Here is a 25,360-nt window from a genome sequence, read left to right on the forward strand (position 1 = left end):
ACCAAAGCCCCCCACAGAACAAGAACTGGAACAGAAAGACAAACCACCAAACGTGCATCGGCCAGGTATCCGCCCACTCACCAGAGCGGCGCGACTACCTGGCCCTCACGCAATCACATACAGGCTCAGGCGCCGCCGCCAGCAGAGAAGATGTCCTGCGAAATCTTCTGCAGCTGCCCCCGCAACTGCTCGAGTTCCTCCTTGGCCTTGTCCAAAGCAGCCTTCGTCTCCGGCCACGTAGAACCTCGGAACTGCGCAGCCAGGGGACCATCCCAAATATTCGGATCTGACAAAACTCGTCCCTGCGCATCCAGCGCCGAGATCTGATCCGTGAAACCACCGTTAATGATCGACTGCACCTGCCCAATCGCAGCCTTCGCTTGCTCAGTAGACAACACACGCGACATAGAAATTCCTCCCAAGAGACAAGCGCTTCTCCGCCGGACACGTAACCGCCGACGACCAGACGGTGCCGACGCTACCAACACACGTCAATAAATCCAACAAAAAGAAAAACTAGGACGGCGGGACATGACCGCCCAAGTCATGCGCATGACACAGGCAAACCGCGATTAGTCCATTCGTGAGTGAAACCCCGTATCATGCTGAAGGCACCATGAACGGAAGAGGGGACGATCATGTCCAGACGGACTACCACGCACCAGCACATCCCGGGGCGCCGCATCGCGCCCGGCCGGGCGCTGGGCGCTTTCCTTGCCGGCCTGGGGCTGATCGCGACGACGTCGTGCGGCCCGGCCCCCGAGCCGGAGTCGGTGTCCAATCCGGTCAAGCTCCTGCAGAGCGTGCGCGTGGGCATGTCCCCGGCCGCCGGGGTCGAGACGATCGAAGGCACCACCATCTCTGTGTCCGCGGCCGGCGACTCTTCTGCAGCGGACACGAAGTACGACGCCGCCCAGGCGGTGGGCGAACTGCCGGTGCGAGTGAGCCTGCAGTACCGGGCCGGCGACAAGTCCGGCTCCGACCTCACCGAGCTTCAAGGCCACACCGGGCCGGTCGAGATCGACCTGACACTGGAGAACCTCACGGTTAAGCCGCGGGTCATCGAATACGATGCCGCGGGCCAAACCCGCTCCGATACCGCCCTCGTGGGCGCCCCGCTGACTATCGCCGCCTCAACGAAGCTCACCGGTGTACGGGCCGACGACGTCACCGCCGGCTCTGCGGACGGCGGACCGGGCACCAACGGCGTCCTGAGCAGCACCGAGGACGGTGCCACCGTGGTGCAGTGGGCCACCGTGCTGGCCCCACCCCGTTCGGGTGCGAGCACCACGCTGCGCCTCGTTGCTGAGGTCAAGGACTTTCAGGTCCCTGCTTTCGACGTGGCGGTCCAGCCGGGCCTTAACACCGACCTCAGCGCGGACGGCGTGCTCGCCGGCGCGTTCTCTTCCGGCGCAGGCTCCGAGATGGGGCTGCAACGCCGCACCATCTCGCTGGTCTCGGACGTCAACACCGTGTTGACCAAGGCCGGATCCACCATCACCGAGGTCCGGCGGAACCTGCAGGAGACCTCTCAGACCTTGGGTGCGAAGACGGCGGGCGAGCTGCGCGATAACTCCACGGCCCTGGCCGCAACCATGGTGGACCTGAAGGAGCAGCTGAACACTCTCGGCGCCGACCTGGAGGCCGCGACGAAGTCAACCCAGTCCACGACTGCGTCCCAGCTGAAGCTGACCGTCGCCGCCGTGGACGCGATGCTGGGCGACACTTCGGCCGTGCCCGCGACGGCTCCCATCAACGGTGACGGCTGCACTGCGGAGGTGCCCAAATCGGGGAAGGCGGCCACGGTCTATTCCAGCATCCAGACCATGGCCTCGCAGCTCGACGCCTACGCGAAGGTGAGTGCGGGCTGCCGGGATATCGTGGCGGGCGCCATCAGGGCCACCATGGGCCCCGAGGACCCCACCGCGGAGGAATGCGCGGAGCAGGGCTCGATGACATGCTCCCTTTACGGCTCTGCCGTGACCGTCACCGGCGCGTTGCTGGGCCTGGTGAAGAAGGGCGACGAGCTTGTGGCGGACCTGCAGCCGCAGATGGTCGAGGGCGCGATCAAGGATCAGGAGGCTGCCGCCGTCACGCTGGAGAAGGTGCGCGCCGATTTCGCTGCGGTCCTCGACGGCGCCGAGACCACGGAAGACTACAAGACTGCCCTCGCAAACGTGGAAGAAGCGATCAAGTCCGCCCGGGGCTCCGTCGCCGCGACCCGGGACGCGGCCGCTGCGGTCCGCGGCAGCATCGACGGCCTGCGGCAGAAGCTGGGCGATATCAAGAAGACTGCGCAGGACGCCCGGGGCGAGTTGGGTGACCGCTCGCTGCTGAACGGCTCGATGACGCAGCAAACGCAGCGGCTCGCCGACGAGTTGTGCAAGATGGCCGACGGCGCCTTGCCCCGCGAGGGCCGACTGTCCGCCGAGCAAGCGGAGCGGCTGCGTTCCTACCTGACGTCCGCACCGTGCGAGCCCACGGATGAAAGCGGAAATCCCGCGCAGGAACTGCGCCCGCCGCTGGGGTTCAAGGACCCGCTGGACGATCGGATCCAGGCCCAGACGGCCGCCTGGGACGCGGTCCTGGCGGCCACCGACACCACCGCCCCGGACGAGGAGATCGGCCAGGCGTTCACCACTTTGGGGACGACGATCGACGACATCGACGCCAAGCTCGACGCCATCAAAGAAGCCACGAAGGCGCTCGACGGCGCCGCCACGGGCGACGTCAACAGCAACAAGCGCGAACTCGTTGCCCTGGACGCCGCGCTTGGTAAGGCGATCGACTCCTCCGGCCGGGTCGGCTCGACGCTCGCGAAGCTCAAGGAGCAGCAGGACGGGCTCGGCGACAAGATCAAGAAGTCCATGCGCGAGGTCTCGGCCGAGACCGCCGCCGAGGTCTACAAGACCGTGGACGAGCAAGTGCGCCGGGTCGCCGAGATCGGCGACGCGGGCTCCGACGCCGTGATCACGGCCTTCAACCGCTCTATCTCCGGTTTGAAGTCCACCTCGGACGAGGTGGTGAACGACGCCGAGGGCACGGTGAATAAGCAGCGGGACGAACTGCGCGGGCAGAGCGACGCGCTGGCCGCATCCCTGGACAAGGGCACGCAGTCCTCGCTCGCGAACATCGCCTCCAGCACGTCCGGCTCAACCCGTGACGTCGAGGGCGCCAGCGCCCTCCTGTCCTCAAGCCTCACCAAGGTGATGCTCGACCTGGGCGACCGTTCGGTGAACGGATCCGGCCTGCTCGGCTCCATGGCCACAAGCGCCGCCAAAGCCGACACCGCTGACTATCAGCTGGCACTGGCATCGCAGAACGCTGAGGGCTATGCCAATATCCGCTCCAGGGACGTGGCGGGGCTGCTCCTGCGCCAGGCGCAGTTCAAGGCTTCACTCACCGCGGTCGACGAACTGCCACCGTTCCACCTCGAGGTGCCGGCCGGCGCCACGTCGCAGACCCTGTACACACTGAAGATCGGCGGCACCGCATGAGCTCCCGCACCGGGCTCACGACCCTGATCGTCGCGGGCATCACTGTCGTCCTCGCGGCTGCGATCGCCCTGACGACCGTGGCGCTGAGCCGTCCCAAGGAGGCATCACGGCCCGATCCGGTAGCAGCGACGGTTCCCGTTGCGCTGCAGGCCGAGGGCCTGCCGAAGGACTTCTCCATCGGCGTCGTCCTCACCCTGGGCCAGTCCGGCGAGCCCGGCTCCGAGTACAACCGGGCGGCACAGGGCGCGATCGTCGCCGCACAGCGCTTTGCCAAGGGCGGCGCCACCGTCGCCCTCGTAGCCCAAAACGACCGCGGCACGGAGGATGGCGCCCGCGCCGCCGTCCACGCGCTCGCCGAACAGGGAGCATCGGGTGTCGTCGTGGCGACCACGGGTGCGCCGGCCCGGGCCGCGGCAAAGACCGCCGAGGAGCTCGGCCTCCCGGCGATCCTGCCCTACGCCGAACCATCGGACCCCGCGCAGACCACCTGGACCACGAGGCCGTCGGGCGCATCCGTCGCGGCCGCCCTTCGCACCGCGCTGAACGGCAAAAACAGGGTGCTGCTCGTCGGGGACGGCGGCGAGGTCCCTGCCTCGGTCGGGATCTCACAGACGCTGAACCTCGATGGCTTCGACGCGGTGACGGACCTGGCCCAGGAGGCCGCCATCCGAACAGGGGACCAGCTGCGCCCTCCTGCCGAGGACGCCCCAGCAGGCGCCGGGTCCACGAGGGTCGCCGAGCCCGCGGACGCCGTGGTTGTTTCGGCCGCCACCCCGCAGCGGCTGGCCCGGCTGGTCCAGGCCCTGCAGGCCCGCGACGTGTCCGTCCCCGTGGTCATACCGGACGGCGCCACCGCCCCGGCCTTCGCCTCCACGCTCGCCGAACTCGACGGCGCCGCCTCCGGGCAGCTGGTCAGCGTTGCCCCGGCCGGCGGCGATGCCACGGCGCTCCAGCAGGACGCCCAGGGGCGCGGGATGTCCGCATTCCTGTCCGCCGTGCGCCTGGCCTCCGGCGACCCGAAGGTCAAGAACCTGACGGGCGATGCCGCGTTTTCCGCCGACGCATGGGCGGCGGACTCACGAAGCCACGACGCCGTCGTCGCCCTCGTACGGGCGGCCGCGTCGGCTGGAAGCGGCGAGCCGTCCAAGATCGGCGCGGCGTTGCACACCATGTCCTTCGGTCCTGGTGACGGCCTCGCCGGGCCGGCGCTGGATTTCTCGCGCTCCGCGGCGCTGACCGCGGAGGCAATCCCGGTCTACGCTTCCCCACAGGATCTGGGTCTGCGCCCGCCGGATGAGGCCGCTCCGCGGCTCGTCTGGGTGCCGGCGCCGGCAAACCCCTGACCACCTGCCCCCGGCTCGCCCCAAAGCGGGCGGGGACCATCCACCACTGAAGGAGCGCCCCGGTGCGTGTGCTGATCGACCTGGACGAGCGTCGCTTTGAGTGCGACGTGGCTCACGCCGCGCCCGCCACGACGCTGACAGACCTCGTGGAGGCCGCCGGTGGCCCGCGCCTGGCACCCGATGAGGCGGTGTTCGTGAACGAGGCCGAGGTGCGTGGTTCCACCCCCGTCTCAGAGCTGATCTTCCTGGAGGGTAGCCGCATCTCGCGGGCGCCGTGGCAGATTCCGCAGCGCGTGCGCGGCTGGAGCGTGACGCTCGCAGGCGGCCAGAGCACCGGCGGCGTGATTGACGTTCCGCACGGGCGAGAGATGCTCATCGGCCGGTCCCCTCACGCCGATCTGAGCCTTCCGACCGAAAGCGCGTCATGGGACCACTGCCGCCTGCGCCGGGAGGAGGACGGGCTGCGGGTGTTCGATGGCGGGTCCACGAACGGCACCCTCGTCAATGGCGAGCCGGTGGGGGAGGACGGGGTCCTGGTGACAGAAACCGCCACGATCACGGCGGGCGGCGCGGTGCTCCTCCTGCGCCGGTCCCTGGACGAGACGCCCGCCCCGCCGCCTGGCAGCCTGCACAACCTCACGCCGGCGGCGACAGCGCCCTTCAACCGGCCTCCCCGCCCCGGGCAGACCCCGGCGGGCGAGCCCCTGGTCCCGCCGGGCCGCAAGGACGTGCCGCCGGCCAGCAAATTCAGCTACATCACGGTGCTCGCGCCCCTCGTGATGGCGGCGGCGATGGTCTTGATCCTGCGGGACTTGCGCTTCGCGATGTTCGCCATGCTCAGCCCGGTCATGGCCGTGGGCATGTGGTTCGAACAAAAGCGCCGTCACGCCCGGGGCCTCAAAGAAGAGGACGAGCGCTTCGCCGGGGCGCTCCAGGGATTCGAGCGGCAGATCCGCGAAGCCGCAGCGACGGAGACCGCACGACGCCATCGGATGATCCCCGATCCCGCGACCGTAGTCCGGCGCCCCGCACTCCCCGCCACGTCCTTGTGGCAGCGCCGCGCCGACGCGGACGACTTCCTGGCCCTGCACGCCGGCACAGGTGACGTCCCCTGGAAGCCCGAGGTGGACCGCACAGCCGGGTCGCGGCTGGATGAGAAGGTGAAGGACTCCCTCGCGGCCGCGCGCCTTCAGGCCGCGCCCGTGCTCGTGGACCTGACCGACGCCGGTGTGGTGGGTATCGTCGGGCCGCGGGAGGGGACTCTGGCGCTCGCGCGATCCCTCCTGGCCCAGGCCGCGGTGCACGTCGGCCCAGCCGACCTGACCATCGGCGTCTTCTGCGACGCCGGACGCGCTGACGAGTGGGAGTGGGCTTCATGGCTGCCGCACACGCGCCAGGCCGGCAGCAGCACGGGCGAGCGGTGGATGTCCGCGGACCGCGAGGCGAGCCTGGCCATGCTGCGCACGCTCAAGGACGCTGTGCAGGAGCTGCCCACACCAGCGATGCTGGTGGTCCTGGACTCCGAGGTCCTCACGGAGGGCAGGGACTCACCGGCACGCGCGCTGCTCGGCACGGGCCGCTCCGTGCCCGGGGCCCATGGGAGCCCGCAGCAGCGCCCGTCCCGGGTGGCGGGCATCGTCATCGCGACTTCGGAGGAACAGTTGCCGGCCTCCTGCACCACGATCATCAGGGTCGGTTCGGACGCAGCGGCCACTGTGGACCAGCCGGAGGACCTGACCCGCGTGGAGGACGTCATCCTGGCGGGCCTGGACCAGGAGGAGGCCCTGCGCTGCGCAATGCGCGTGGCGCACTTCGACGATCCGGAGCTGAGCGTGCCCGGGGCCTCGCTGCCCCCGCTTGTGCGGCTGCCCGGGCTCCTCGGCTACGACCGCCCGGACTCGACCACGATCCGTCGCATGTGGCAGGCTCCCACCGGAGTCTCCACGCCGATCGGCACAGGGGAGAACGGCACCCTGACCCTGGACCTGGTCAAGGACGGCCCGCACGGCCTGGTGGGCGGCACCACAGGCTCCGGCAAGTCCGAGTTCCTCCGCTCGCTTGTGGCCGGCCTCGCGGCACGCAACGATCCGACGCGCCTGAACTTTATCCTCGTCGACTTCAAAGGCGGGGCGGCCTTCAAGGCATGCGAACGCCTTCCGCACACCATTGGCACGATCTCCAATCTGGACGAGCAGCTCGCCGACCGGGCCCTCCGCGCCCTGGAAGCGGAGATGGAACGCCGCCAGCGGGTCTTCGCGGAGGCCGGCGAGGGCATCGACAACCTGAACGCCTACCTGGCGACGAACCCGGCCGACCCCATGCCCCGGCTGCTGCTCGTGATCGACGAGTTCGCCATGCTGGCCAAGGACTTCCCGGACGTGCTCAAAGCTCTCGTCAGCGTGGGGGCAGTGGGCCGCACCCTTGGTGTGCACATGATCCTGGCGACGCAGCGCCCGGCGGGCGTCGTCAGCGACGACATCCTCGCGAACACCAACCTTCGGGTGGCGCTGCGGGTGCAGAGCCGCGACGACTCCAACAACGTCATCGGTGTGCCCGCCGCCTCGGCGATCGGCCGGGCCCAGATGGGCCGGGCATTTGTGAAACTGGGCCAGGACGACATCACCCCCGTGCAGACGGCCCTCGTGACCGGGCGGGCGCAGCTCGGCGCCGGGCCTGCCGTGGACGTGCGCGAGATCCGCCAGTTCGGCGTCCCCGTGCCCGCGGCGGCGCCGCCACGGTCTGCGGCCGTGGACGAGAACGACCTCGAACTGCTCATCGACGCCGTAGTCGCAGCCAACGCCGAGGCAGGGTACGCCGAGCCGCGGCAGGTCTGGCCGGAGGCCCTGGGCGAGCGTGTGGAGCTGGAGGGTTACCTTCCTCAGCCGAACGGCGGCCGTCGCGCCGCGCCGTCCGACACTTCCACCGATCCCGCACGCCGGCCGCTGCCGTTGGTGGGCGCCGTCCGAGGCTCCACGGTCCAGGTGGCAATCGTCGACGAGCCGGAGCTGCAGCGCCAGTCCGCGGCGGGATGGGACATGTCCGTGGGGAACCTGATGCTCATGGGCGTGGCCGGCTCCGGCACGAGCACCACACTGGCCTCGATCGCGCTGACGCTGGCGAAGGACGCCGATCCGGCCGAACTGGACCTGATGATCCTCGACATGGGCTCCCGTGAACTCGAAGCCCTGGAACGCCTGCCGCACACCGTGGCGTATGTGGGAACCGGGGCCGGTGCCAAGGAGCAGCAGGCCCGTTTCCTGCGGCACCTGCACACGGAGCTCGAGAGCCGCCGCGCCGAGCCTGGCAGGCACCGCCGCACCGTGGTGCTGCTGGACGGCCTGGCCTCGCTGCGGGACGAGTTCCAGGATTTCGAAGGGCAGCAGCTGCTGGCGCTGCTGTATCGGGCGTACGCGGACGGCCCGGCGCTGGGACTGTCCTTCGCGGTCTCCACCACACGCGCCAAGGCGGTGCCCTCGGCCATGAACGAGGTGACGCTGCAGAAGTGGCTCTTCCGGCTGGCGGACGACTACGACTACTCCTCGCTCGGAGTCCGGGGCAAGGAAATCCCCGCGGCGCTTCCTGGGCGCTGCGTGGATCCCCGCACCTCGCTCCAGATGCATGTGGCCACGCCCGGTATCGGGGTCGAGGCTGCGGTGGATCGCGTGCGGCAAAGCTGGGCACACGCACCCGCGAAGACCCCGGCGATCCGGCGCCTGCCCTCCAACGTCACCATGCTGGAGCTAGGGGTGGAACCCCGGCTGGAGGCCGAACCCTGGCTCATCCCGGTAGGAATAAAGGAGGCTGACCTCTCGCCGGCGTTCCTGGAAATCTACGAGGGCGAGCACGCGCTTGTCGCCGGGCCTGCCCGGTCGGGAAAGTCCACGCTGCTGCTGGCCCTGGCCGCAGCCCTGCGTGGCGCGGCCACCTCACGCGGGCCGGCTCAGGTGTGGGGCATCTGCGATCGCCGCTCGCCCCTGGCCCTCGCCGATCTGGATCGCGTGGCCGTCGGCACGGATGAAGTGCCGGCCCTGCTGGCCTCCCTGCGCCTCGAGCGCGGCCCAGTGTTCCTGCTCATCGACGACGCAGAGCGCTTCGAGGACACCGATCAATCCATCGCGGGGACTGTGACATCCGGGCAGCCGGGGCTGTGCGTCATCGCGGCCGGACGGGCCACGGATCTCCGCGGGCTGTACAGTCACTGGACCAAGACGCTCCGCAAATCCCGCCTGGGCGTGCTGTTGCAACCGGATGCAGATTACGACGGCGAACTGCTGGGCACCGCACTCCCGCGCAGGGCGCCGGTGGCGCTGAGTGCGGGGCGTGGATATATCGGCGTCGGCGGGCAATTGGCACTGATCCAGTCGATGAGCGCCGAGGGCTGAGCCCGGCTACGAGCGCCTACGACGAACGAGTGGACGGCCGGGGGCCTTGAAGAATCAGATCGATAGCGTTGGGGAGTACGGTATGAAATTCGCACAGACGGGTCAGGCTCTGGGAGCGTCCTACCGCTTCGGCGAACGGGTGGGCTCCGGCGCCGTCGGCGAGGTCTGGACCGTCACCTCTGCCGACGGCCGGACGCTTGCCGCCAAAGTCCTGCGCCCGGAGCACGCCGACGATCCCTCGCTCGTAGAGCGGTTCGTCCGTGAGCGATCCGTCCTGCTTGGCCTGCAGGACTCGCACATCGTCACGGTGCGCGACATGGTGGTGGAGGGCGCGCGGTTGGCCATCGTCATGGACTACGTCGCGGGAGGCTCGCTGCGCGACGCGCTCAAGGAGACGGGCCCGCTGCGTCCCGTGGACGCGTTCAACGTCGCCGCCGAAGTGTTCGACGCACTGGCTTTCGCGCACTCACGAGGCGTGACCCATCGCGACATTAAGCCGGACAACGTGCTCCTCGCCCGCCCCTGGCCCGAGTGCGCCGCGGGCGACGTGCGGGTCTCCGACTTCGGCATCTCCGACGTCGTGGGCGAGAAGATCCGCCAGACGACCGGTCTCATCGGCACCCCGCACTATATGCCTCCCGAGCTCATCAGCCAGGGCCGGTCCGGCCCGCCGGGCGATGTGTACTCAACGGGTGTCCTGCTGTACGAGCTCCTCGCCGGGCGCACTCCTTTCGCCGGGCCGGGGACGGACTTCAGCGTCGCGTACCGACATGTTTCCTCGCGCCCGCCACGGATCCCCGTGGACGACGCGGTATGGAACGTACTCGACTCGCTGCTGTCCAAAGACCCCGCCCAACGCCCGACGGCGAGTGAGGCCGCGGCGACGCTCCGCCGTCTCGCACCCCGCCTTGCCGGCAGCAGCCCGATCACGCGTACCGAGGCCCCGGAGGACTTCGACGCCGTCGAACGCTCGGCCACCGTCGTCCGGGGCGCCTTCACGGACGAGGACCTCGCGGCCTTCGCGTCAGGCTCGCCAGATGACCACGCCGGGAAGGCTCCCGAGCTCGGGGAGGCCGACAGCGCCACCATCGCCCGGCCAATCCCGCGTCGCGAAGTGCGGCCCCGGGCGGAGGCCCGGCTCGAGGAACAGGTCGCCACACCGTTCTGGCGCACTCGCAAAGCGTTACTGCTCGCGGGCGCCGCCACCCTGCTCGTCGTCGCGATGGTCGTGGGGTTCGTTGTCCTCGCCCCTGCAGGTCAGCAAATGCGGCCCACCGCGGAAGGCCAGGTGTCCAAGCAACTTCAGGACGCGGCGCTGCCAACCGGCCTGACAATCTCGCGGGAGGCCTCCTATGAGCCGTCCTCCGGTCAGGTCCGCTTGACTGTCGCGTACGCGGCGCAGAAGGCGCCGTTGTCCGGTGATTTCCTTGAGGTGATCCCGGGCATGGCCGATGGGGAAGCATGCCCGGCGGTCACATGGGACGGGGCTTCGGTGAGCAGGAATCAGGCCTCGATCACCGGCCTTGACGTCGAGTGCGGCTGGAAGGTCTCGGGGTTGGAGGTCCCGGCCGGAGGGGCAGCCCAGGTCACCGCCAAGGTGTCAGTGTCGCCCGCGGACCAGCAGGCCCTCGACGCATGGCTGCGGGCTGGGTCCGAGGCGACGACGGCCGCGACGCAGGACCCTGCCGTCAAGGGCACCGCCTATACCGTCCAGCGCCTGAAGGGCGTGGAGGTGCGTACTCCGGCGCGCGTCGTGACGCCCAGCCCGCTAAAGATCACCCTCGTGCCAGTCTGGGCCGGCGGCGCCGACGAGCTGAACCCGCTCTACGTCAGTCCCGCGTCGGGCAAGCCCTCGCAGATGCTCGCCGCCGTGAGCGGCGGCGAGAAAGGAGTACGGTTCTCCGACGGCTGCGGCGGGGCGCTCGCGGTGGACAGCGCGGGGCTTACCGTGACGGCCCTGCAGATCACGCCCCAGTGCACCGTGCGTGCCAGCGTCGGGAACTTCACCGAGCTGCAGTCTCCGAGCTTTGGTATCACGTCCCGGGAAAACTCGTAAGACGGAGGGCTCCCGGGGCTCCCAGGACTGAGGACTCGGGGTTGCCCCCCGCGCGGCCATGACCTTGGCCTGGACGTGCGAGCCGCTCAGCCCACCCGGCCGTCCTGGCTTCTGTTCACGGGGCGGCCAGCCCGCCGTCCGTCCGGGCCGCTGTTCACGGGGCGGCCAGCCCGCTGCCGTCCGAACTGCACGGCTCGCCTCCGTCCGAGATTCTGTCACGCGGCGGCCACGGGGTCACTCCAGGCGGAAGTAGGTGTTCCGTCGGGGTGTCTGGGCGGGGTCGAGGTGGGGTGGCGGGATGAACCAGGGGATGCCGGTGCGCGTCTGGATGCTCCAGTGTTCCTTGTGGATCAGATGGTGGTGATGGGAGCAGAGCAGGGTTCCGTTGCCGGTTCCGGTGGTTCCGCCGCGGGACCAGTAGGTGATGTGGTGGGCCTCGCACCAGGGAGCGGGAATGGTGCATTGCGGGAAGGCGCAGCCCCGGTCCCGGGCCGTGATGGCCTTGCGGATGTGGGGCGGGAAGATGCGGGAGGCGCGGCCGATGTCCAGGACCTGGCCCTCGCCGCCGAGGACGACGGGGATAATGTCGGCGTCGCAGGCGATTTTGCGGATGGTGCCGGCGGTGACGGGGCCGGTGAACAGCAGCGTCCCGGTGCCGTGCCTGGTTCCGGTGCCGTGCTGTGCGGTGTTAGCAGGGGCGCCTGATTCGGCGGGAGTCGTCCCGAGCCGGGTGAGCAGGTCGCGGTAGTCGATGGTGGCCATGACCTGGGGCCGGAGCCCGCCCGCGGCGGGCAGCCCTCCGGTGGCGAGGGCCGCTTTGCACGCGCCGACCAGGCCGTCGAGCAGCCGTTGGGGCCGGGAGCGGAGGTCCAGAACCGGCAGCGAGGGGTCCTCTTCGGCCGTGGCGGGCTCCGCAGCGGGGCCGGGCGCATCCGCCGCCGCGGACCCGTCACCCGCCCCGCCCTCGCCCGCCTCGCCCGGTCCGGCCTGTGCCGTGTTGCCGGTGGCGGTGCCCTGGCCGGTGTCGGGGCCGGTGCGGGGGTTGGTGGCGGTGTTCATCACGGTGATCAGGTGTTCGAACTGGTCCGTGGTGGCGAAGATTTCCAGGTGCTGCAGGCCGTGCCGGGGTTTGCGGAGGAAAGCGCCCTGGAGCTGGCGGAGCAGTTCCTCGGAGGGCTCGGCGCCGTCCTGGTCCAGCGCCTCCGTCCACCGGCGGGCGATCCGGGCCAGGAAGTCGGCGTCGTTCTCGGCCGCGGTGCGGGTCAGGGCGTGCTCCATCGCCGCGACGGCCTCCGGGAGGCAGCTGTGCCGGACCCGGTCCAGGGCGAGCGTGATGACGGTCGCGGCGCGGGAGGCGACCTCGCCGGCCGCGACGGCGGCTCCGAGCTCCGGGTGCACGGGCGGGATGGGCCGGCCGGCGAGTCCCTGCCGGGGCAGCAGCGTGTCGGCGAGGCAGAGCCGGCGCCTGGCCTCCGCGGCGCTGATCCGCAGCCGCGCCCGCAGGAACTCCACCGTGTTCCGGTACCCGTCATCCAGCACCGATTCCGGCACCGCCGGCTCACCCGTTCCGGGGCTTCCGGCGGGAGCCGAGGACAAGGAGGTGCCGGCGGGAACCGCCCCAACAGACCTGCCGGAGGGAGCCAAGGACAAGGATGCGCCCGCGGGAGCCGAGGCCAAGGAGGCGCCGGCAGGCTTCGCGGTTCCGGGTGTGCCGGTCTGCCACCCGGCGGGGCTCTCACGCCAGCCGGTGGTCCACCCGGTGACGGCCCCCGCCGCGACCCCCGTGGCCGCGGCTGCGGACTGCTTCCTGGTCCGGTCCACGGCGGCCGCCGCGACGAGCTGCAGATACTCCACCGCGCGGGAGACTTCCTCCACACTGCCGGCGAAGTCCGACGCGGCCCGGAATCCCCACGACCCCGCATCCTCCACCGCCGTCGAACCCACCGCCCGCAGCGCGGCCAGGGCGGCGTCCATACCGGATTGCCCGACCGGGGTTGCGCCCAGGTCCGTGCCCTCCGCCTCGTCCCCGCAGGCGGTGAAATCCCTGATGAAATCCCTGACGGCTTCCATGGCTCGAGTCTATTTGAGGGCTCCGACAGTTTTAGGAGGGCACCGTGCGTGATCACTCTGAGACCGCGGCGCCACCTGCCCACGGATCGACGGGCGATCAGGCAGGTTTCATGTCGTGCTGTGCAGGACCCGTGGCCAGCCAAACTGCGTGTGAACTCCGGGCGAGAAAAGTACGGATTCGGGTGGCCCGGCCACTTCGATTCCCGCGGCGCGCACGAGTTGGTCCTCAAGGCCGAACAGCTGCGCGCGGTACAGCGGCCATGCACTGTGCGTGTTGGGCACATAGATCGTCCTGCCCCTGAACCGTGAATGCAGACCGAACCGCGCCGTGAGGTGGATCGACAGCGCGTCGGTGGCTGCGACGTCGGGCTCTGGGACGACCGAGAAATCGCTCAGGGTGCCGCCTCGAAAGCGTCGCACGGAATACCCAGTCGACGCCGATCCGGTAAATCCATCGGCACCCACGTAGCTCGCCCGCGACCACACATAAGGTATCCCGGCCGCCCGCGCGGCCAGCACCACCGCCAAGCGTGAAGCATCCAGGCTCCGGAAAACGACACCATGGGTGCCGTCCGGCTCGCGGGAGTAGAGGCGCACGTTGTCTCGTTGAAGCTTCCGAAATAGGGGATGCCGGGACCTCGACCAACTCCGGCACCCTGCATGCGGAAGCCGATGAGCCCCACCCAGGCGGACCCGTCGCACACATCCGGCGCGACGCCCGGTGGCATGAACCGCGCCGCCACTGCCTCAGGAATGCGCCAGTGCAGGAAGACGGCATCCAGCCAACGCTGGTCCATGATGATTGGCGCCGGAAGCTTGGGTGCAGCCGGCCACGGATCGACGCCCAATCGGATCAGCTCCCTTCAGTCGGCGGGGTCTTCGGTCGGCAGGACACGAGCCGGTCGGCACCATGAGAATCGGTCGGCCGGCGGAGTCACTTGGCATCGGCAAGGTTCGCGGAAGCGGGGTCAGTTCAGTGCCCGGGATCCCTCCGGAAGGGCTCCGCCGGCCAATACTGCCGCCGTCGCATCGGCCAACGCTGTCAGCGCCACGCGCTGGGTCCACGGGCCGTAGGAAATGCGCGCCACGCCAAGTTCCTGCAATTTGGCCGGTGCCAGGGATCCGGGCACATTGATGACCGAGACCTTGTTCCACCCAATGCCTTCCACCAACGCGGTGACAGTCGGCTCGTCCAGCAGGCCCGGCACGAACACCGCGGTCGCACCGACGTCGAGGAAGGCCCGGCCGCGCTCAATGGCGTCCGCAAGCACCGCAGAAGGGTCCCGGTCCTTGCCCTTCAAGAAGGCGTCGGTGCGGGCGTTGAGGACGAAGTCGATGCCCTCGGCCTCGGCGGCGCGGATTACAGCGCTCATCTGTTCAACGGCGTCTGCGAGCGGGCGCATCTGGTCCTCGATGTTGGCTCCGACAGCGCCGACGCCAATCGCCTTGCGAACAGTTTCGCCGGGATTGCCGTAGCCCGCTTCGAGATCAGCACTGACGGGCAGCGACGTGGCGGCGGCAATCACCCCGACGGCGGCGATCATTTCGTCCACCGGAATGTTCTCGCCGTCTTCGTACCCGCGCGACGCAGCGATGGAGTGGCTGGCCGTGGCCAATGCCTTGGTCCCCGGAACGCCGGCAACCACCTTCGCGGTGATCGCGTCCCAGACGTTGACGAGTTGGAGAATTTCCGGTGCGTGGTGGAGACGGAGCAGCTCGGTGGCTTTGGAGGCACGGGAACGCGCGTGGTCTGTCATGCCGCGAGCCTAGCGGGGCACCGTGCCAGCCGGAAGGGTTTCAGCCTGCCGCGGAAGAGTCAGGTGATCCCTCGCGCTGAGTCTGCCAGGGCCAGCGTCCGGTGATTTCCAGCTCGAGCGAGAAGCTCAGGAAGGTCCGGATGAGCACGATAATGGCAAGCACGCCGACGCTCTCGAAGGTTGGTGTGATGGCGACGGACCGGATGATGTCGGCCGCGACCAGCAACTCCAGGCCGAGGAGGATGGAGCGTCCCAGCAGTTGCCGGTACGAGCGGTAGAAGGACAGCGGTGCGGAACCCGCCGGCAGGCGCCTGGGCTGAAATCCGCGCAGCGCCATAGGAATGGACACGAGGGCGCCGAGCACCATGACGGCCACCCCGGCAAAGTCCATGAGGCCGCCGGCCGCCTCGATAATGTGCTGAAAATCCATTGTTCCCCTCGGAGAAGGTGGGCGTTGAGATTCAAACTTTAGGGGTGCCGGAAGCCGATACCGGCGAGAACGGCTCGGTAGCCTTCTCGGAAACTGGGGTATTGAAACTCGAAACCTGTGCTGCGGAGCAGCCCGTTGCTGGCCCGCTTATTTCCGCCCCGGGAGGGTTCGCCGCCCGCCGCTTTGCCGCCCGACGCCGATGTGCCGGTGGTGCCGCCCGCCGCCGCCTCGCCGTCCGCCGCACCCGCGGTACCAGTGGACTCCGACGCAGGCCGAGGGAGTCCCAGTTCCGCGGCCAGGAATTCCAGCACGTCGCCGAGTTCGGCCGGTTCATTGTCCACGCCCAGATAGACCGCCGCCGGAACCGTGCCCATGGTGCACAGATGGACGATCGCGGCGGCGGCGTCGTCGCGGTGGATCCGGTTGGTGAAACGCGAAGCAGCAGGAATGACCGCGGTTCCGCCGCGCACCTGGTCGATCAATCGCGTCCGGCCGGGGCCGTAGATTCCGCCGAGCCGCAGCACTACGGGGGTGATGCCGGTGCCGCGCAGGCGGCTGTGGAGGAGTTCCTCTGCTTCGCGGATGATGCGGCCCGAGAACCCGCCGGGTTCCGGCGTAGTGCGTTCATCAATCCAGCCGCCGCCGGCATCTCCGTAGACGGCCGTCGAGGACACAAACAGGACCCTGCGGACGTTTGCCCCGGAGGCGAGGACCGCGTCCAGGACGTTCGACAGCCCGTCCACGTAGGCGGCACGGTACGCCTCCTCGGTCGGGGAATCCGCGGCAATCGCGACGACGACGGCGGTGGTGTCCGCCGGGATGGGCGGCAGCTCAGCGGAGCCCAGGTCGGCGGCGACTCCCTCGATGGCGGCCGGGAGTTTCTCCGGCGAGCGACGCCACCCCACCACGCGGTGGCCAGCCGCCGCGAAACGCAGCCCGGCCTCGGTGCCAAGATCGCCGCAACCGGCCAGCAGAACAGTCATGAAGCCAGTCTGCCAGCCTTCGGGAAGCGCCACGGACAGGCTTGAGGAAAACTTGAACTGATCTTGTCGCCCGCTGAAGCCTTGCCTTGAAGGAGGCCGGGCATCGTTGTAAGGGTCAGCCAGGGGGCTGGCGGATGCTACATACGTCGCCCGGCCAGCCACGGCCGGCTCCACGAAACGGAATCTCCAATGGGTCTCAACCTCAACTCCACGTCCAGCAAGGTCCTGGCTTCCGCCGCCCTCCTCGCCGCAGCTGCCGGCGTGGCCGGGATGGGCACCTACGGTGGCTTCACGACCAGCACCTCGGCCTCCGCCGCTGTCAGTTCAGGCACGGTAAAGTTTGAGGTCGGAACCGCCGGCGCAGCCAACAACCGACTCACCATTCCGGCCTCAGGTGCAATTCCGGGCGACACCATCCAGCGTGCAGTGACATTGACCAACAGCGGTGACCAGGACCTGGCCGCAATTACTCTCACCACCACAGCCACACCGTCCTCTAAGCTGGACTCCGACACCACCAACGGCTTGCAGATCAAGGTTGATGCCTGCAAAGTGCCGTGGGCTGAAACTGGCACTTCGCCCTCGTTCACCTACACTTGCGCCCCCGCCAACACCACGGTTGTCATGTCGTCCCGGGCCGTGGTCGGGGCGAATATGCCGATGCTTGGCCTCGCCTCCCTGACTGCCAAGCAGGCCGACAACCTCCGCGTCACGCTCTCCGTTCCCAATGGTGCTGATAACACGTTCCAGGGACTGACCAGCACCATCAACTTCGTCTTCGACGCCGCACAGCGCGCCGGCGGCGCCAGCAAGTAGCGATTCTCGGGTGCTCAGTCCGGCCAGGTCTCGGCCCGACTGAGCACCCGGCTTTGCCCGCACTATCCACACCGGCAGGAGGAACGGTCCCGTGAGTACAGCAATCAACGCAGGTCCCAGGGATTCCGTCGACCACCTGGTGGCGGACGGCACCGTTCCGGATAGTGCCGTCCAGGACCCTGTACCTCAGAGCCGCGGACGACGTCGGGCCGAACCGGCCCCCGCCCGCACCCGACGGCCGGCGTCCAAGGCTGGTGCCGTGGCCGGACGAGCATTCTTTACGATCCTCCTCGTCGTCGCCGCATTGGTTTTCCTCTTTCTCGCCGTCGGGCCGCGCTTCCTGAGCTACCAGACGTCTTCCATGCTCACCGGGAGCATGTCGCCGGGGATCAACCCGGGCGACGTCGTTGTCAGCGTGAAGACGCCGGTCTCCGAGTTAAAGGTTGGCGATGTCATCACCTACAGCATCCCCATTGACGATCACCGGATTGAGACCCACCGGGTGGCCAGCATCAAACGCGAAGCCGGCGCGACGTCAGTGACCACCAAGGGCGACGCGAACGCCGGTCCAGACCCTTGGACTGCGGTGTTGTCCGAGGACTACGTCTACACGCAGGCCGGAGTCGTGCCGTATCTGGGCCACGGCATCAGGGCCCTGCGTGAGCCGCTTGCCCAGTCGATACTCCTCTACGGCGCCTCTGCCCTGTTCGTCGTCGTCGTGCTGACGGCGATCTGGCGGAAGCCGCGCTAACCGGCGGAGGCGTGGTCCTGGATTCTGCGCAAGCCGGCGGGATTGGCCGCTGCTTCCACCGGCGCCATGCGGTAGCCAACGCCGCGCACCGTGCGGATGAACCGCGGTTCGCGGCCACTGTCGCCAAGTTTCTTGCGCAGGTTGCCGACGTGCACCTCCACGAGGTGCTCCTCCCTGGGCCATTCGTTGCCCCAGACCTGGGTCAACAGGGCCTTCCGGGTCCACACACGACGCGGTGCCCCGGCCAGGGCCTCCAGGAGGTCAAATTCGGTGCGCGTCAATTCCAGTTCGACACCATGGAGGGACGCCACCCGGCCCTCGGCCTCGACAACCAGCGGCCCGTGCCGGAGGACGCCGTGGGCATCTGTGTGCCGGATGCCGGAACCTATGGCTGCGGCGGACTCGGGCGACTGCTCCCCGGACGCCGCGGGCGCGGCGGCGCTGGCCGGCAAGGAGACCGGGGGGACGGCGCCGACGTCGCTCGCACGACGGCGGGGAGGCGCCCCAGGGGCACCGGGCGCCCGGGGTGTACCGGATGCTGAGTCGCGGTGCGCTGAGTCCCCGGGAGCGGGCGCTGTGAGAGCGGCCGGCATGAAATCCGTTGCACGGCGCCGCGGCGTGGGGCGTTGCGCGGTGGGCCGGTGCCGCCGCATCACTGCCGTCACCCGGGCCTGAACCGAGCGCGGGCTGAACGGCTTCCGAATGAAATCATCCGCACCAATCTCCAGTCCCATCACCTCGTCGATCTCGTCCGACCGGGCCGTGATCATGACGACGTAGGCATCGGAGAATTTGCGCAGCCGGCGGCAGACCTCCACGCCGTCCAAATCCGGAAGCTCCAGCTCCAGCGTGACAAGGTCCGGGCGGTGTTCCTGGATCTTCAGGAGGCCTTCGGCTCCGGAACCGGCCTCAAAGACGGCGAAGCCCTGCAACTGAAGTGTTCGGCAGATGAGGAGTCGCACGTCGTCGTCGCCCTCTACAACCACAGCGCGGAGCTGACCCGGTGAATCCAACATAACCCCAGCTTCTAAGACCAATTGACCCGTGAGTAGCAACCACCCCATGCGTCACGGAGTGTGACACAAGCCACAGGCGTAACAGTGGGATTCAGGCTAACAGGTTTTCTTGAGCAAAAGTTGAAGTTCAACCCGGCACGGTGTTGAGGCTCGGCTGTCAGAGTTGAGGCAACGATTAACGGCCCGGAGAGAAAGTGCCATCAGTGAACCTCGCCAAGCACTCTGCGGCATCCCTGCAGGTCCAGTCCGCGGGGTTGGCTCATCGGGCTGGGCTGCTGGCCGTCCCTCTGGCAGTGGCCTTGGTGCTGGGGGCTCCCGGGATGGCCTACGGGGCGTTCACGGCGCGAACCACTGCCGCCCTGAACGTGGGCACCTATACGGTCCCTGCGCCGGCATCCATCGGCGGCACGCTGGTATGCACCACCGACCAGGGGAAAAAGGGTGCAGCCATCAGTTTCACGGGCTTCGCCGCTGTGGGCCGGGCCACGGGGTATACGGCGACGTTGACGTCTCCGACCGGGCCCCAAGCAGTGAGCGAGATTGCCCCCGAGGACACCACGCATGAGGTTAAGGTTCTCAGCAAGGGCAACGGCAAGGGAACCTACACGTTCACTTTCTCCGCCCGGGTAGGCCCATGGACCGGGCCGGTTCTGCAACAATCTGTCACCTGCTGAACAGCGTGCCGACGGACCGGGTGCCCGTGCGGGACTCCGCCGCCGCCATAGCCGCCATCGCGGCGATCGCAGCGAACGACGCCGGGACCCGCCCGGGGCCGCCCGGCGTCGTTCAGTGCGGCCCTTTGCTACCTCGCCGGGATCGGGAAGAACGCCCGCGGATCCTGCATCAGGGCAGGGTAATCGAAGGCGGAGCGGTCCACGATCTCGTCGACCTCGAAGTTGCGTGCGAATTGGCCATCAACCGTGATCGGGCGGCCCAGGACCTTGCCGACGGCGAAGGCGGCGCCGTCGTTGACCGGGATGGCAACCACGGAGTTGCCGGGCAGGGTGGTGAACGCCTCCTCCTGCTGCTGGCGCTTGCGGGTGGGCTTCTTGACGAGCTGCTTCGGGGGCAGCTTGCGCACCTTGCTGGGACGGCGCGAGCCTGAGTCGGCGTAAACGAACTGGTAGTCGTCGTCCGCGGGGACCTTGCTGCGGCCAACAGGCGGCAGGCTGACAGTCTTCAGCTGTGCGGGCTCGGTATCGCCGAGGGGCAGGCGCAGGACCCACATGCGGTCCCCGGCTGGATCCTCGGGCACCAGCTCGTGCTTCGGTTCGGGCCAGATGTACTCCAGGTCCGGGTCCGTGCCGGGGAATACCTCTGTGTAGAACCGCGGATCCTTGGCGATCAACCTGGACCGGTGGCTGAGGTGGAAATCCGCATTGCCAAGCCATGGCGGCATCGGGATCTTGGCGGCGTAGTCGGGGTGGGCCGCCTGCGGGGCGAACTCCATGATTTTCTCGCGCATGGTGTCCTCGCCGCCGCGGGCCGTCCATTCATCCACTATGGCCAGGCCGTACATGGTCAGCGCAGGAACGTACCCCATCCACATCCTGATCGCCGGGTGCGACTGCCAGCCGTACTCCGGGATCACCAGCGCACGCAGGATCTGCAGCGCTTCGACGCGCTGCTTGCCGAGCCGCACACGGTCCAAAACCGCGGCGCTCTGCTGGAAATCAGGGAAGGGGAGGAAAGTCTGCATCTCTCCAGTTTGAGGCCACGGACCAAATGCGCCAATTGCTGGCGCGCGGCGGTGAGGGTGCTCACATGACGGAACAGGGCAGACAGGCGTGCTGGAGAGCGGCTAAAATAACATGAACCACTCCCGCCGCCACGGAAGACACGCCCATGCCTTATCAAGCAGAGCCTTATCAAGCAGAGCCCTATTCAGCAGAACCATCTCTAGCAGAGCCTAAGTCAGCGGAGCCCATTACTGCCTTGCCTTTTACAGCAGAGCCACCAACAGTAAGGGTGGCACCGGCGCCGTTCGTGCCCAGGTACGGACAAATGCTCAGCCCCGACGCCCACGGGATCGTGGTGCTGGAGGAATTCACGCTGGATCCGGTTGCCGCCCGCGACGAGCAGCGCGGATTCCGCGCGGCTATGGCTGGAGTGGCCCTCACCATGCGGCGCCTGGTGGCCCTCCGCCTCTTCATCGCCGCGGTGGCGATCGCCAACCTGCCCCTGTTCCTGCTCTCGAGTGGCTGGGAGATCTACGTCATCTCACTGACCCTGGTGGTAGCCGTCCACGCCGCGGTGTCCTGGCTGAACCGCCACGAGCCCAGGATCAAGCAGCGCCGGATGCTGGAATTGCACCTTCACCGGGAGCGGAGCGCCAACTACCGCAAAGTCCGCGACGCCGTGAAGTACGTCATTGACGCCCCGGCCCGGATGAACGAAAGCCTTTACCTTGAGCTCCTCGCCGCGAAACGGGTAGCGCTGCATCTGGCCATGGGCACGGTGGCCCTGCTGGACACGAGCGACGACGCCGCCTGGAAAGTGCGGATTATCCGCGAAATCCCACAGGCCGCCTGAGCCCGCACGGCTGAGCCAGCACGGCCCACTGAAGCACCACGACGCCGGAGCGTCCCCTTTGCGGGATCGCTCCGGCGTCGTGCTGTGTGTCGTGCTGTACGCCAAGTGCTGTAACCGCCCTATGCGGGCAGCCGCAGCACTTGGCCCGGGAACACCAGATGGGGGTTGCTGATGGTCGCCGTGTTGGCGTCGGCCAGCGCGTGCCAGCCTCCGGCGATGTTGAGCTTCCCGGCGATCGTGCTCAGGGTTTCGCCGCTCCGGATGGTGTAGGTCTGGCCGCTTACGGCTACCGGTGCAACGTGGCGGGGTGCCGGCACGGCTGCCTTAGGGGCGTATCTGGCGGGGGCCTTGGCTGCGACGGGAGTCGCGGCGGGCCGCTGCGCTGTGGCTGCACTCTGCGGAGCCGCGGCGCCGCCGCGCAGTCCCAGCTTGGCCGCGCAGGCTGGCCACGCGCCCCAGCCCTGGCTGGCCTGCACTTTCTCGGCGACGGCGATCTGTTGCGCACGGCTGGCATTGGCCGGAGATCCCGTGCCGCCATGGGCCGCCCACGTGCTGGCGCTGAATTGCAGCCCGCCCGCGTATCCGTTTCCTGTGTTGGTGGCCCAATTCCCGCCACTTTCGCATTGGGCCAGCGAGTCCCACGTGGAGGCAGGGGCTGTGGCCGGTACGGCCGCGTTGGCGGCCGAGGCGGACAGGGCGACGCCTGCAATTGAGACGGCCGCAAAAGTGACGCCGCGGCGCGCGGCAGTGCCATAGATTGATTTCTTCATGGTTTAGATGCTCCTGAGGCCCACCAGCGCTCGGTCCGTCCCCGGACGTTTTTACGCCACTGCCCGCCCCTGACAATAGAGGTCATAGCGGTGTCTACCGGTCGGGCAGTATCTGGTGGTGGTAGCACCGGGCATGCAATACCCGGTTGCCGGGCATGGACACTAGGCTAAGTCAGCCCCGCGCCGTTATCAAGACGTTACTTTCCCTGCTTCTGCCGTTATCATCCGGCGCGCGTTGACGCCGACGCCCGCGCCCCGCCGGCCGCGTTGACGCCGCCCCCGCGTCCCCAGGGCCCGCTGGCCGCATCGACGCCAACGCCCGCGCCCCGCGTGGATCAGCTTCCGAGCATTGCGGCCAGGTACGGAGCCGTCCGGCTCTCCGTGGAGCCCGCGACGGCGGCCGGGGTCCCGATCGCCACGATCTCGCCGCCCGCGTCGCCACCGGCCGGGCCGAGGTCGATCACCCAGTCCGCTGCGGCCACCACATCCATGTCGTGTTCCACCACGATGACGGTGTTGCCGGCGTCCACGAGCCGGTGCAGTTGGGCCATGAGGAGCTGGACATCGGCCGGGTGCAGGCCGGTGGTGGGCTCGTCCAGCAGGTAGAGGGAGTGGCCGCGCTGGACACGCTGCAGTTCGGTGGCGAGTTTGATGCGCTGGGCCTCGCCGCCGGAGAGCTCGGTTGCCGGCTGGCCGAGGCGGAGATAGCCCAGGCCCACCTCGCGCAGTGTTTGCAGGCTGCGCGCCGCTGCCGGTACCCCTTCGAGGAACTCTGCGGCGGCATTGACCGTCAGGCCCAGCACCTCCGCCACGTTTTTGCCCTTGTACGTCACTTCAAGGGTTTCCGGGTTGTAGCGCGAGCCATGGCACTCGGGGCAGGGGCCGTAGCTGCCGGGAAGAAATAGCAGTTCGACGGCGACGAAGCCCTCGCCCTGGCAGGTCTCGCAGCGGCCGCCGGCAACGTTGAAGGAGAAGCGGCCGGCACCAAAGCCCCTCGCCCTGGCCTCGTCCGTGGCCGCGAACTCCTTGCGGACCGCATCGAAGAGGCCGGTGTAAGTGGCGAGGTTAGAGCGCGGAGTGCGGCCGATCGGTTTCTGGTCCACCTTGACGAGCCGGTCCAGCTGGTCGAGGCCTAAGACCGGTCCGACACTGAGCGGCCCGGTGGGCTCACCGGCGTCGGCCTCCAGGTCCTCGGGGGCCTTGGCAGCGTCTGTCTCCGGGTGCAGCCTGGCGCCGACCACCTCGGCCAGGACCTGGCTGACCAGCGTGGACTTGCCGGAGCCGGAGACGCCCGTGACCGCGGTCAGCACGCCGAGTGGGAAGTCGGCATTGAGTTCGCGCAGGTTGTGGCGGCTGATGTCGCGCAGTTCCAGCCAGCCGGCCGCTTCCCGCCGGGTACCGCTGGCGGCGGAACGGGCGCCGTCGTCCGCGCTGTGGCGGACGCCGCCGTCGTCCGAACCCGCCGAACCGTCCGGGAACAGGAACGGCCGGGTCACGGACGCGTCCACCTCGGCGAGACCGGCCACGGGGCCGCTGTAGAGCACCTCGCCGCCGCCTTCACCGGCGCGGGGACCGACATCCACCAGCCAGTCGGCGCGGCGGACGATGTCCATGTTGTGCTCCACAACGAACACCGAGTTGCCGGAGGACTTGAGCTGGTCCAGGACTGCGAGGAGGGGCTCGGCATCGGCGGGGTGCAGTCCGGCGGAGGGCTCGTCCAGCACGTAGATCACGCCGAACAGCCCGGAGCGGAGCTGGGTGGCGATCCGGAGCCGTTGCATTTCCCCGGGGGAGAGCGTGGGCGTGGACCGGCCCAGCGCCAGGTAGCCCAGGCCGAGGTCCAGCAGCACCGTGACGCGCTGCAGGAGGTCGCGGGTGATGGCGACGGCCACCTCGTTGCCCTCGCCGGATGACTGCTTCCGGGAGGCGGTGCCGGCCTCCGTGAGTTCGGTGGTGGGGCGGATGATGTCCGCCAGTTCGGTCATGGGGACGGCGTTGAGCTCGGCGATGGTGTGCCCGGCGAAGGTGACGGCGAGCGCGGCCGGGGTCAGGCCGCTGCCGCTGCAGACCGGGCACGGGCCGGTTTCCATGAAGCGCAGCACCTTCTCGCGCATTGTGGTGCTCTTGGAATCGGCGAGCGTATGCAGCACATAGCTCCTGGCGCTCCAGAACCGGCCCTTGTACGGCTTGGCCACGCGGTCGCGCTGGGGCGTCACCTCCACCACGGGTTGTTCCTCGGTGAACAGGATCCAGTCGCGGTCCTTTTTGGGCAGCTTCCGCCAGGGGGTGTCGACGTCGTGGCCCAGGTGGGTGAGGATGTCGCGCAGGTTCTTGCCCTGCCAGGCCCCGGGCCAGGCGGCGATGGCGCCGTCGCGGATGCTCAGCGAAGTGTCCGGGACCAGGGAGGACTCGGTGACGGTGTGCGCGATCCCCAGGCCGTGGCACTCCGGGCACGCGCCGGCGGCCGTGTTCGGCGAAAACGCGTCCGAGTCCAGCGGGCCGGCGCCGTCCGGATAGCTGCCGGCGCGGGAGAAGAGCATGCGCAAAGAGTTGGACAGCGTGGTGAGGGTGCCCACCGTGGAGCGCGAACTCGGCGTCCCGCGGCGCTGCTGGAGCGCGACGGCGGGCGGCAGCCCGGTGATCATTTCCACCTTGGGGTTGTGGCCCTGCTGGATGAGCCGGCGGGCGTAGGGGGCCACGGATTCGAAGTAGCGGCGCTGCGCCTCGGCATAGATGGTGCCGAACGCGAGGGAGGACTTGCCCGAGCCGGAGACGCCGGTGAAGGCGACAATTGCGTCGCGGGGCACGTCCACGTCCACGTTGCGCAGGTTGTTCTCACGGGCGCCGCGCACCCGGACAAAACCGTCCGTCGGATTGCCTGGAGCTAGATCAGGAATGAGGTCCCGGCCGGCCGGGCGCGGCAAATGGGAAGCATGCTGTTTACTTTGCATTGGTTC

The 25,360-nt window shown here is 68.7% G+C and carries 17 protein-coding genes and 1 pseudogene; 8 read left to right on the top strand and 10 right to left on the bottom strand.

Annotated elements, in window-relative coordinates; all coding sequences use genetic code 11:
* Positions 1 to 125 precede the first annotated feature (125 nt).
* The gene (locus AC1DNG_RS12720) at positions 126 to 407 is read right to left on the bottom strand and encodes a hypothetical protein (protein ID WP_028275663.1); all 282 of its coding nucleotides are present in this window, start codon (positions 405 to 407) and stop codon (positions 126 to 128) included.
* Between the two features lie 231 nt (positions 408 to 638).
* On the opposite strand from AC1DNG_RS12720, the gene AC1DNG_RS12725 reads away from it, so the two are divergent.
* From AC1DNG_RS12725 to AC1DNG_RS12740, 4 genes are all read left to right on the top strand, one after another.
* Positions 639 to 3,497 (top strand): hypothetical protein, encoded by a 2,859-nt coding sequence (locus AC1DNG_RS12725; RefSeq protein ID WP_476887482.1) that lies wholly within the window; start codon positions 639 to 641, stop codon positions 3,495 to 3,497.
* A complete protein-coding gene (locus AC1DNG_RS12730; RefSeq protein WP_476887483.1) occupies positions 3,494 to 4,840 on the top strand; it encodes a type 1 periplasmic-binding domain-containing protein in 1,347 nt (448 codons plus the stop codon). The genes AC1DNG_RS12725 and AC1DNG_RS12730 overlap by 4 nt, the downstream gene beginning before the upstream one ends.
* A gap of 62 nt (positions 4,841 to 4,902) precedes the next feature.
* Entirely contained in the window at positions 4,903 to 9,222 is a 4,320-nt protein-coding gene (locus tag AC1DNG_RS12735) for an FtsK/SpoIIIE domain-containing protein (RefSeq protein ID WP_476887484.1), read from the top strand.
* Between the two features lie 82 nt (positions 9,223 to 9,304).
* The gene (locus AC1DNG_RS12740; RefSeq protein ID WP_476887485.1) at positions 9,305 to 11,278 is read left to right on the top strand and encodes a serine/threonine-protein kinase; all 1,974 of its coding nucleotides are present in this window, start codon (positions 9,305 to 9,307) and stop codon (positions 11,276 to 11,278) included.
* Positions 11,279 to 11,512: 234 nt separating this feature from the next.
* Here AC1DNG_RS12740 and AC1DNG_RS12745 read toward each other — a convergent pair whose 3' ends face one another.
* The 5 genes and pseudogenes from AC1DNG_RS12745 to AC1DNG_RS12765 form a co-directional block, all read right to left on the bottom strand.
* On the bottom strand, positions 11,513 to 13,348 hold the full coding sequence (locus AC1DNG_RS12745; RefSeq protein ID WP_476887486.1) for a DUF222 domain-containing protein: 1,836 nt from the start codon (positions 13,346 to 13,348) through the stop codon (positions 11,513 to 11,515).
* Positions 13,349 to 13,456: 108 nt separating this feature from the next.
* A pseudogene (locus tag AC1DNG_RS12750) lies at positions 13,457 to 14,145 on the bottom strand (YqjF family protein).
* Between the two features lie 171 nt (positions 14,146 to 14,316).
* On the bottom strand, positions 14,317 to 15,105 hold the full coding sequence (locus AC1DNG_RS12755; RefSeq protein WP_476857487.1) for an isocitrate lyase/PEP mutase family protein: 789 nt from the start codon (positions 15,103 to 15,105) through the stop codon (positions 14,317 to 14,319).
* Positions 15,106 to 15,145: 40 nt separating this feature from the next.
* Positions 15,146 to 15,535: a DUF1622 domain-containing protein gene (locus AC1DNG_RS12760; RefSeq protein ID WP_476857486.1), complete on the bottom strand. Its 390-nt coding sequence runs from the start codon at positions 15,533 to 15,535 to the stop codon at positions 15,146 to 15,148.
* Between the two features lie 38 nt (positions 15,536 to 15,573).
* Positions 15,574 to 16,518, bottom strand: a complete 945-nt coding sequence (locus AC1DNG_RS12765; RefSeq protein WP_476887487.1) for an SDR family oxidoreductase — start codon at positions 16,516 to 16,518, stop codon at positions 15,574 to 15,576.
* Between the two features lie 189 nt (positions 16,519 to 16,707).
* Here AC1DNG_RS12765 and AC1DNG_RS12770 point away from each other — a divergent pair, with 189 nt between their 5' ends.
* Positions 16,708 to 17,334: a TasA family protein gene (locus AC1DNG_RS12770; RefSeq protein WP_476859725.1), complete on the top strand. Its 627-nt coding sequence runs from the start codon at positions 16,708 to 16,710 to the stop codon at positions 17,332 to 17,334.
* A 91-nt stretch (positions 17,335 to 17,425) separates the two neighbouring features.
* Positions 17,426 to 18,085 carry a signal peptidase I gene (locus AC1DNG_RS12775; protein ID WP_476859726.1) on the top strand — a complete coding sequence of 220 codons (660 nt, stop codon included), beginning with the start codon at positions 17,426 to 17,428 and terminating at the stop codon, positions 18,083 to 18,085.
* Here the strand turns inward: AC1DNG_RS12775 and AC1DNG_RS12780 are convergent.
* Positions 18,082 to 19,101, bottom strand: a complete 1,020-nt coding sequence (locus AC1DNG_RS12780; RefSeq protein WP_476887488.1) for a response regulator transcription factor — start codon at positions 19,099 to 19,101, stop codon at positions 18,082 to 18,084. The genes AC1DNG_RS12775 and AC1DNG_RS12780 overlap by 4 nt on opposite strands.
* Positions 19,102 to 19,304: 203 nt before the next feature.
* Here AC1DNG_RS12780 and AC1DNG_RS12785 point away from each other — a divergent pair, with 203 nt between their 5' ends.
* Entirely contained in the window at positions 19,305 to 19,775 is a 471-nt protein-coding gene (locus AC1DNG_RS12785) for a hypothetical protein (RefSeq protein WP_476887489.1), read from the top strand.
* Positions 19,776 to 19,903: 128 nt separating this feature from the next.
* Here the strand turns inward: AC1DNG_RS12785 and AC1DNG_RS12790 are convergent, their stop codons facing one another.
* Positions 19,904 to 20,800 (bottom strand): MSMEG_6728 family protein, encoded by an 897-nt coding sequence (locus AC1DNG_RS12790; RefSeq protein WP_476887490.1) that lies wholly within the window; start codon positions 20,798 to 20,800, stop codon positions 19,904 to 19,906.
* A 305-nt stretch (positions 20,801 to 21,105) separates the two neighbouring features.
* Between AC1DNG_RS12790 and AC1DNG_RS12795 the strand changes: the two genes are divergently transcribed.
* The gene (locus tag AC1DNG_RS12795; protein WP_084476203.1) at positions 21,106 to 21,633 is read left to right on the top strand and encodes a hypothetical protein; all 528 of its coding nucleotides are present in this window, start codon (positions 21,106 to 21,108) and stop codon (positions 21,631 to 21,633) included.
* Between the two features lie 119 nt (positions 21,634 to 21,752).
* On the opposite strand, the gene AC1DNG_RS12800 is transcribed toward AC1DNG_RS12795, so the two are convergent.
* Positions 21,753 to 22,403, bottom strand: coding sequence for a transglycosylase family protein (locus tag AC1DNG_RS12800; protein ID WP_476859728.1), 651 nt, complete (start codon positions 22,401 to 22,403; stop codon positions 21,753 to 21,755).
* A gap of 335 nt (positions 22,404 to 22,738) precedes the next feature.
* Complete coding sequence (locus AC1DNG_RS12805; RefSeq protein WP_476887491.1) at positions 22,739 to 25,354, bottom strand: excinuclease ABC subunit UvrA; 2,616 nt, start codon at positions 25,352 to 25,354, stop codon at positions 22,739 to 22,741.
* Positions 25,355 to 25,360 lie beyond the last annotated feature (6 nt).

The sequence above is a fragment of the Arthrobacter sp. 01T425 genome, from assembly GCF_056398725.1.